The sequence below is a fragment of the Streptomyces sp. NPDC091649 genome, assembly GCF_044756785.1.
Lineage (GTDB): Bacteria > Actinomycetota > Actinomycetes > Streptomycetales > Streptomycetaceae > Streptomyces.
The window spans coordinates 127,344-134,620 of record NZ_JBIVTR010000020.1 but is presented as its reverse complement, the minus strand read 5'-3'; the positions used below and the strand labels follow the sequence as shown (position 1 = coordinate 134,620).

Sequence of the window (7,277 nt, the reverse complement as noted above, 5' to 3'; positions counted from 1 at the left end):
GCCAGCGTGCTCTGGGCTCTGCTCCGTGACGGACGAGTCTTCACCCCCGTCCTGCCGCTCACGCAGGCGGCTTGACTTCGTCATTGAGACTCCTTGGTGGTCCGGGGCGGCCCGGAGGAGTCCGGGCGTTTCGCTCTGGTACCGATCCTCCGGGCGGACCAGGCCCCGTACGGTCGACGTACCGGCTGGAAGCGGAGCGCGGGTCGGCCGACGCCCCCGTCAGCCGATCGGTTGATGCGGGGGTGGCCGGACGGGGCCACCATGGAGGGATCCGCGCAGGTCAACAGGGCGGCACGACGGAACACGAGGTACGAGGTGGACCACCGGAGCGATCCGCGGACCCCGGACGGGGACGGGCCGCCCCCCGACGCCGGCCCCGGCTCGGACCTCGGCGTCGGCTCCGGCCCGAGCAGCGGCAGCGGCTCGGACCTCCATGTCGGCTCCGGCGTCGGATCCGGCGTCGACTCCAGCTCGGGCAGCGGCAGCGGCTCGGACCTCGATGTCAGCCCCGGCTCGGGCCCGGGCGGCGGCTCGGACCTCGATGTCAGCCCCGGCTCGGACCCGGGCAGCGGCTCCGGCCCGGGCCCGGACTCGCGCGCCCGCCCGGGACCGGCTCCGGGGGCCGCCCCCCGCTCGGCTCCCGGCGCCGATCCCGACGCCCGTTGGCTCGCGCTCCTCATGCACGCCGCGTTCTTCCTCCTGCTCGGCGCCTCGCTGACCCGGTTCCTGATGCGGCACCCCGGCGAGGCCCGCACCCCGTGGATCATCGCCCTGTCGATCACCCTGGCGGTGCTGTACCTCCTGGGGCCCGTCCTCGGCTCGCGCCCCACCCCGCGCCGGCTCGCCTGGCTCGGCGTGCTCGTCCTCGTCTGGATGGTGCTGGTCGTCCTCGCGCCCAGCTTCGCGTGGTGCGCGGTGCCGTTGTTCTACACCGGGCTGCGCATCCTGCCGCCGCGCGCGGCCCTCGCCCTGGTCGCCCTGCTCACCGCGTTCGTCGTGGCCGCACAACTGCGCCTGGCCGAAGGGTTCGACCCGAACCTGGTCCTCGCCCCGCCCGCCGTCGCCGCCGTGGCGACCGCCGTCTTCGTCCATATGCAACGCCAGGCGGTACGCCAACGGGAGTTGGCCGGACGCCAGCGCGAGCTGATCGACGACCTGCTGCGCACCCGGCGCGAACTGGCCGCGACAGAGCGGCGCGAAGGGACCCTCGCCGAGCGCCAGCGGCTCTCCATGGAGATCCACGACACCCTGGCGCAGGGCCTCTCCAGCCAGCAGATGCTGCTCCAGGCGGCCGACCGCACCTGGAGGGCCGACCCGGACGCGGCCCGCCGCCACGTCCGTACGGCCATCGGCATCGCGGAGCGCAACCTCGCCGAGGCCCGCCGCTTCGTCCACGACCTGGCCCCGGCCGATCTGGCGGAGGGCGGCGGCCTGGAGGCGGCCCTCCACGCGCTGGCGGCCCGCGAGAGCGTCCAGGCCGAGGGCGCGCTCGCCGTCCACTGCCATGTGGAGGGCACCCCGCACGTCCCGCTGCCCGACCGGGTGCAGTCCGCCCTGCTGCGCATCGCCCAGGGGGCCCTGGCCAATGTGCGGGAGCACTCCGGGGCCACCGCCGCCGGGTTGACCCTGACCCACCTCGACGACCGGGTGGTCCTCGACATCGGCGACAACGGCCGCGGTTTCACCGTGGAGCCCGCGGGCGTCCTCAGCCCCGGCGCCGTGCGCGGCCACGGGCTCCCGGCGATCCGGGCCCGGGTGCACCAGCTCGGCGGAACGCTCACCGTCGAGTCGGCCCCGGGCGAGGGCACGGTGCTCTCGGCCGGAATCCCGCTCGCACCACCCGCCCCTCCCACCGTCCCGGAGGACCTCGCATGACCGGCCAGGGCCCGCAGGCGCCCCACGTACGCATCCTGCTCTGCGACGACCACGTGGTCGTCCGCGCCGGACTCCTCGCCCTTCTCGGCAGCGAACCGGACATCGAGGTCGTCGGCGAGGCCGGCAGCGGCGAGGAGGCCGTGGTGCTCGCCGCCCGGCTCACCCCGGACGTCGTCCTCATGGACCTCCAGCTCGGCGAGGGCATCGACGGGGTCGAGGCGACCCGCCGCATCGCGGCCGACGGCACGGTCCACGTCCTGGTGCTGACCACGTACGACACCGACGCCGACATCACCCGGGCCATCGAGGCGGGGGCCACCGGCTATCTGCTGAAGGCGGAGCGCCCCGAGGAGCTGTTCGCCGCGATCCGGTCCGCCGCCCAGGGCCGCACCACGCTCTCGGCTCCCGTCGCCAGCCGGGTCATGGCCCGGATGCGCAGCCCCCGCCCCGGCCTCACCGACCGCGAACGCGACATCCTGGCCCAGCTCTCCCAGGGCCTCGGCAACCGTGACATCGCCCGCGCCCTGTTCATCAGCGAGGCCACGGTCAAGACCCACCTGGGCCGGATCTACGACAAGCTCGGCGTCGACACCCGCGCGGGCGCGGTGTCGGTGGCGAAGGAGCAGCGCCTGCTGCCGTGAGCCGGGGCCTGGGCGCGCAGCCCCCGTGGTCCGCTGGACGGCCTGGCGGAACTCCGGCACTCCCGCACCCCCGCGCTCCGGAAATCCGGAACTGCGGAACTGCGGAACTTTCGTCCAAGACAAGCGCGCCGGAGTCGGCAACCGTAGAGGCATGCGCAGAAGACACGCGGGCCCCGCGCCCGGGGATCACGCTTCCGAGAACGGCTGGGAGGTCGCCCACCCCCTCGGCGGCACAGCGCTCGACGGCGTCCGGATGGCCGGCTTCCGTGACCGCGCGTCCGTCGGGCTGGACATGCAGGTCCTCCCCCAGCCCGTCGTGGTCGTCGTCATCGGGCTCGGGGACGCCCCCCTCACGGTGGAGAGCGGCACAACTCAGCGGCCCCTGAGGAGCTTCGTCGCCTCGTTGTCGCCCGGGCCGGCCCGCATCCGGGGCGAGAACGTCGAGTGCGTCGAGGTGTGTCTGCCGCCCTTGGCCGCCCACGCGGTGCTGGGCGTCTCCCCGCGCGAACTGGACGGGTCGGTCAACGGACTGGAGGACCTGTGGGGGCGGCACGCCCGCTGTCTCCGCGAGCAGATGACCGACGCCACGACGTGGCGGGAACGCCTGGCGCTGACGGACGCGTTCCTCGCGAAGCGGGCTGTCGGCACACCCTCGGTGTCGCCCGAGGTCGCCGCAACCTGGGACACCATCGTGGCTCGCCGGGGCCGGGTCCGGGTCGCCGGCCTCGCCGCGTCCTGCGGGTGGAGCCGTAAGCGGCTGTGGTCCAGGTTCACCGACCAGATCGGCCTCACTCCCAAACGCGCCGCCATGCTGGTCCGTTTCGACCGCGCCGCACGCGCCCTCTGCGCGGGCGAGAGCGCCGACGCCGTCGCCCTCGCGTGCGGATACGCCGACCAGTCCCACCTCCACCGCGACGTCACGGCCCTGGCCGGGTGCACGCCGCGCGCTCTGGCCCGCAGGTCCACGTCCGCCGGCTGACCTTCACGCGCGCAACCACCGCACGCCCCACCGCACATTCACCGCGCGTACCACCGCGCGTCCCACCGCACACAGTCGAGAGGGAACACCCATGACGAACACCGATGTCACGGCCGCCGAGACGGCCGGCCGCGAACTGATCGTCCGGCTCGCGTTCGGGAGCATGGCGGCGCAGACCCTGCGCGCGGCGGCCCGGTTGAGGGTGGTGGAACTGATGGGCGACACACCGCGCCGGGCCATGGAGGTGGCCGCCGACGCCGGAGCCGCACCCCAGCCCATGGAGCGGCTGCTGCGCGCCCTGACCGGGCTCGGCCTGCTGCGGGAGCCCGTCCCCGGGTCGTTCGCGGTGGCCCCCGCGGGCGCGCTGCTGCACCCCGGCCGCCCCGACTCGCTCGCCTCGTTCGTCAGGATGTTCACCGAGCCGACGGTCGTCCGTGCCTGGGAGCACCTGGACGACAGCGTGCGCACCGGCGAGGTCGCGTTCGACGGCGTGTTCGGAACGGACTTCTTCAGCCACCTCGCTCAGCACCCCGAACTGTCCGCGGAGTTCAACGCGGCGATGAGCCAAGCCGCCTCGGAGACCGCCGCCGCCCTGCCGCACGCCTTCGACTTCGGCCGGTTCACCTCGGTCACGGACGTCGGCGGGGGCGACGGGACTCTCCTGGCCGGTGTGCTCGCCGCGCATCCCGGCCTCACCGGTGTCGTCCTCGACACAGCGGAGGGCCTGGCCGGGGCGCCGGACACGATGGCGCGGCACGGGCTGGGGGACCGGTGCTCCCTGATCGCCGGAGACTTCTTCCACTCGGTGCCGGGGGGCTCGGATCTCTACCTGATGAAGAGCGTCCTGCACGACTGGACGGACGACCAGGTGGTCACGATCCTGAGCCACTGCCGCGAGGTGCTGCCGCCCGGCGGCCTCGTCCTGATCGTGGAGCCCGTGCTTCCCGACGCGGTCGACCTCCGGGCCGACGTCACCGACGGCGGGGTCACCTACCTGAGCGACCTCAACATGCTGGTGAACGTGGGCGGCCGGGAGCGCACCCGCGAGGACTTCGCGGAGGTGTGCCGCCGTGCGGGCCTGACCCTCACGGCGGTCACCCCGCTCGCGGGGGCCGCGCCGTTCGCCGTCATCGAGGCCGTCGCCGGCTGACCCGCGCCGAGCGCCCCCGCGCACCGGACCGGCCCGCCCGCACCGCTTCACCCGATCGTGGCGGGCCCGCCCCGGACGGGCATGACACCATCGATCCGTGCTCGACATCGGCTACTCCCTCTCCCGTCGCTTCCCCGACCCCCCGCAGACCGACTACCGCCGCGCGGACGTCCGCGCGCTGCGGCACGATCTGTTCTCCGGCGACGTCTACCTCGCGGACACCAAGGCGGATCGCGAGGTGTCCACAGCCTGGGGATGGGTGCCGGTGCTCGACTTCGCGTGGGCGCTGTGCGACATCGTCGAGCAGATCGACCAGGACCCGCGCGGCAACCGCTCGCACCGGCAGCAGTACGCGGAGCTGGACTTCACCGAGTCCTCGGACCGGATGATGTTCGAGCGGCGTTTCGGCTGGGTCGACGTCGAGGCGGACTGGATGCCCGGTGACGAGCCGCCGCTCACCTTCAGCCACTCCCTCCTGCGCCGCGAGGCCCGCGACTTCCTGCACGACCTGATCGCCGACCTGGCCGACATGCACGACGGCCTCGCCGACAACCCCGTGATCTGGGACCTCCAGGCCCGCTTCCCCCGTATGTGAGGCCCCCCCGGGGGGCGGTCACGCCTCCACGCGCACCCCGATCTGTGCCGCGAACGCCGGAGCCAGCTCCATCAGCTGCGACGGGCTGATCACCGCGCCCGCCAGCCGGTCCACCCCGCGGGCGATGTCCAGCCCGTCCACCGCCCGCAGGTCCACCGACTCCATCCGGACCCCGCTGAAGTCCACCCGCTTCAGCACGCAGTCCCGGAACTCGACCCGGACCAGGTGCGCGTCCCCGAAGTCCGGCTCGGACAGCACGCAGCCCTCGAAGACCACGTCCTTCAGCCGGGCGCTGCGCAGATTGAGGTAGTCGATCTTGCCGCCCCGGATCACCACCCGCTCCAGCACCGCCCCGTGCAGCTGCGTCCCGCCCAGGCGTGCGTCCACCACCTCCACGTCCCGCAGCGACGCCTCCGAGAGGTCGGTGCCCACGCCCCGTACGCCTGTCAGCACCGCGTCGATGAAGCGGGCCCGCGCCAGCTCCGTGCGGTCCAGGACACAACCGTCCAGGGCGCAGTCCATGAACCGGGCCCCCGGCCCGACGCGTCCGCCAGGTCGACCCCGTCGAACCGCACGCCGTCGTAGTCCCCGTCCGGCTCCAGGCCCTCGCCGTCGTAGGGAACGAGCGGCGGCAGCCGCACCTGCGGACGCCGCGCCGCCGCGACGGTGTCCTTCTTGCCCTGGGCCGTCCTGCCCGCGCTCGCTGCCATGCCCCCATCGTGACGCACCCCACTGACAACGCCCCGGGGACCGTGTCACGCGCCGCCGCCCCCGATCCGTCGCATCGTCAAAAGACGCGAAGGAGATCCAGCCATGGAGCACATCCACGTCGTCGGCGGCGGCCTCGCCGGGCTCACCGCCGCGATCACCGCCGCCGAATCCGGCGCCCGGGTCACCCTGCACGAGGGCCACCGGACGCTCGGCGGGCGGGCCAGGACCGCGGACGGGCCGTACCGCGCCAACGAGGGCCCCCACGCCCTCTACCGGCGGGGGCCGCACTGGGCCTGGCTGGCCCGGCGCGGCCTGCTCGGCCGTGTGGTCTCCGTACCGCCCCTCGAAGGCCGCCGCTTCCGCTTCCGGCGTGCGGGGGCCGTCCGCCGCACCCCGCCCGTGGCCCTGCTGCGGCTCGCCCGCCGGAGCTCCCGCACGGCCCCGGTGGACAGCCGCTTCCTGGACTGGGCGGCCGGCCAGGTCGGCGACGAGGGGGCCCGGGCCGCGGCGAACTTCGCCGCCACCGCGCTGTTCCACCACGACCCCGGGGCGCTCTCCGCCCGCTTCGTCCAGGAACGCCTGCGGCGGCTGGCCTCGCTCCCGCCCGAGGCCCGCTACCCGGTCGGCGGCTGGGCACCGCTCGTCGAACGGATGGCCGGGCACGCCCGCGGCCTCGGGGTCGGCATCGAGACGGGCTCCCGCGTCGACACCCGGGGGCTCGGCGAACTGGCCCGTACCGGACCGGTCGTCGTCGCCACCGCCCTCGCCTCCGCCCGCCTCCTCCTCGACGACGCGTCCCTCACGTGGGAGAGCGGCCGCACCGTTCTGGTGGACCTGGCGCTGCGCACCCGGCGCGGCGACGCGTTCGTCGTGTCGGACCTGGACGCGCCCGGCTGGCTGGAGCGGTTCACCGCACAGGACTCCGCTCTCGCCCCGGCCGGCGAGCACCTGCTCCAGGGCCAGTTCCCGATCGGCCCCGGCGCGCGCAGGGCGGAAGGGACCGCGCGGGCCGAGCAGCTCCTCGACCTCGGCTTCCCCGGCTGGCGGGGACGCACCACCTGGCACGTCGAGTCCCTCGCCGACGGCCGTACCGGAGCCGTCGACCGCCCCGGCGCCACCTGGCGGGACCGGCCCTCCGTGATCCGGGGCGACGGGATCTTCCTGGCGGGCGACCAGGTCGCGGCCCCCGGCCTGCTGAGCGAGGTGTCCTTCACCAGCGGCCTCGAAGCCGCGCTGCTCGCCGTCAAGGCGGCCGGGCGGCGCTCCGCATCGGGCATTGACCTCAACCGGACTTGAGGCAGCAGGCTGAGGGCCCAGCCCGCCCCG

At 74.6% G+C, this 7,277-nt stretch carries 6 protein-coding genes and 1 pseudogene; 6 read left to right on the top strand and 1 reads right to left on the bottom strand.

Features of this window, described 5'->3' with window-relative positions; genetic code table 11:
* Positions 1 to 261: 261 nt before the first annotated feature.
* The 5 genes from ACIQMU_RS27460 to ACIQMU_RS27440 all read left to right on the top strand — a co-directional run bounded on the left by ACIQMU_RS27460 (position 262) and on the right by ACIQMU_RS27440 (position 5,240).
* Positions 262 to 1,875 carry a sensor histidine kinase gene (locus ACIQMU_RS27460; protein ID WP_402689916.1) on the top strand — a complete coding sequence of 538 codons (1,614 nt, stop codon included), beginning with the start codon at positions 262 to 264 and terminating at the stop codon, positions 1,873 to 1,875.
* Positions 1,872 to 2,516, top strand: coding sequence for a response regulator transcription factor (locus ACIQMU_RS27455; RefSeq protein WP_352243613.1), 645 nt, complete (start codon positions 1,872 to 1,874; stop codon positions 2,514 to 2,516). The genes ACIQMU_RS27460 and ACIQMU_RS27455 overlap by 4 nt, the downstream gene beginning before the upstream one ends.
* 151 nt (positions 2,517 to 2,667) lie before the next feature.
* A complete protein-coding gene (locus ACIQMU_RS27450; protein WP_402689915.1) occupies positions 2,668 to 3,495 on the top strand; it encodes a helix-turn-helix domain-containing protein in 828 nt (275 codons plus the stop codon).
* Positions 3,496 to 3,586: 91 nt separating this feature from the next.
* Entirely contained in the window at positions 3,587 to 4,645 is a 1,059-nt protein-coding gene (locus tag ACIQMU_RS27445) for a methyltransferase (protein WP_402689914.1), read from the top strand.
* Positions 4,646 to 4,742: 97 nt separating this feature from the next.
* Positions 4,743 to 5,240: a hypothetical protein gene (locus ACIQMU_RS27440; protein WP_352243609.1), complete on the top strand. Its 498-nt coding sequence runs from the start codon at positions 4,743 to 4,745 to the stop codon at positions 5,238 to 5,240.
* An 18-nt stretch (positions 5,241 to 5,258) separates the two neighbouring features.
* Here ACIQMU_RS27440 and ACIQMU_RS27435 read toward each other — a convergent pair.
* Positions 5,259 to 5,950, bottom strand: a pseudogene (locus ACIQMU_RS27435) (pentapeptide repeat-containing protein).
* A 103-nt stretch (positions 5,951 to 6,053) separates the two neighbouring features.
* On the opposite strand from ACIQMU_RS27435, the gene ACIQMU_RS27430 reads away from it, so the two are divergent.
* Positions 6,054 to 7,247, top strand: a complete 1,194-nt coding sequence (locus ACIQMU_RS27430; protein WP_352243607.1) for an NAD(P)-binding protein — start codon at positions 6,054 to 6,056, stop codon at positions 7,245 to 7,247.
* Positions 7,248 to 7,277 lie beyond the last annotated feature (30 nt).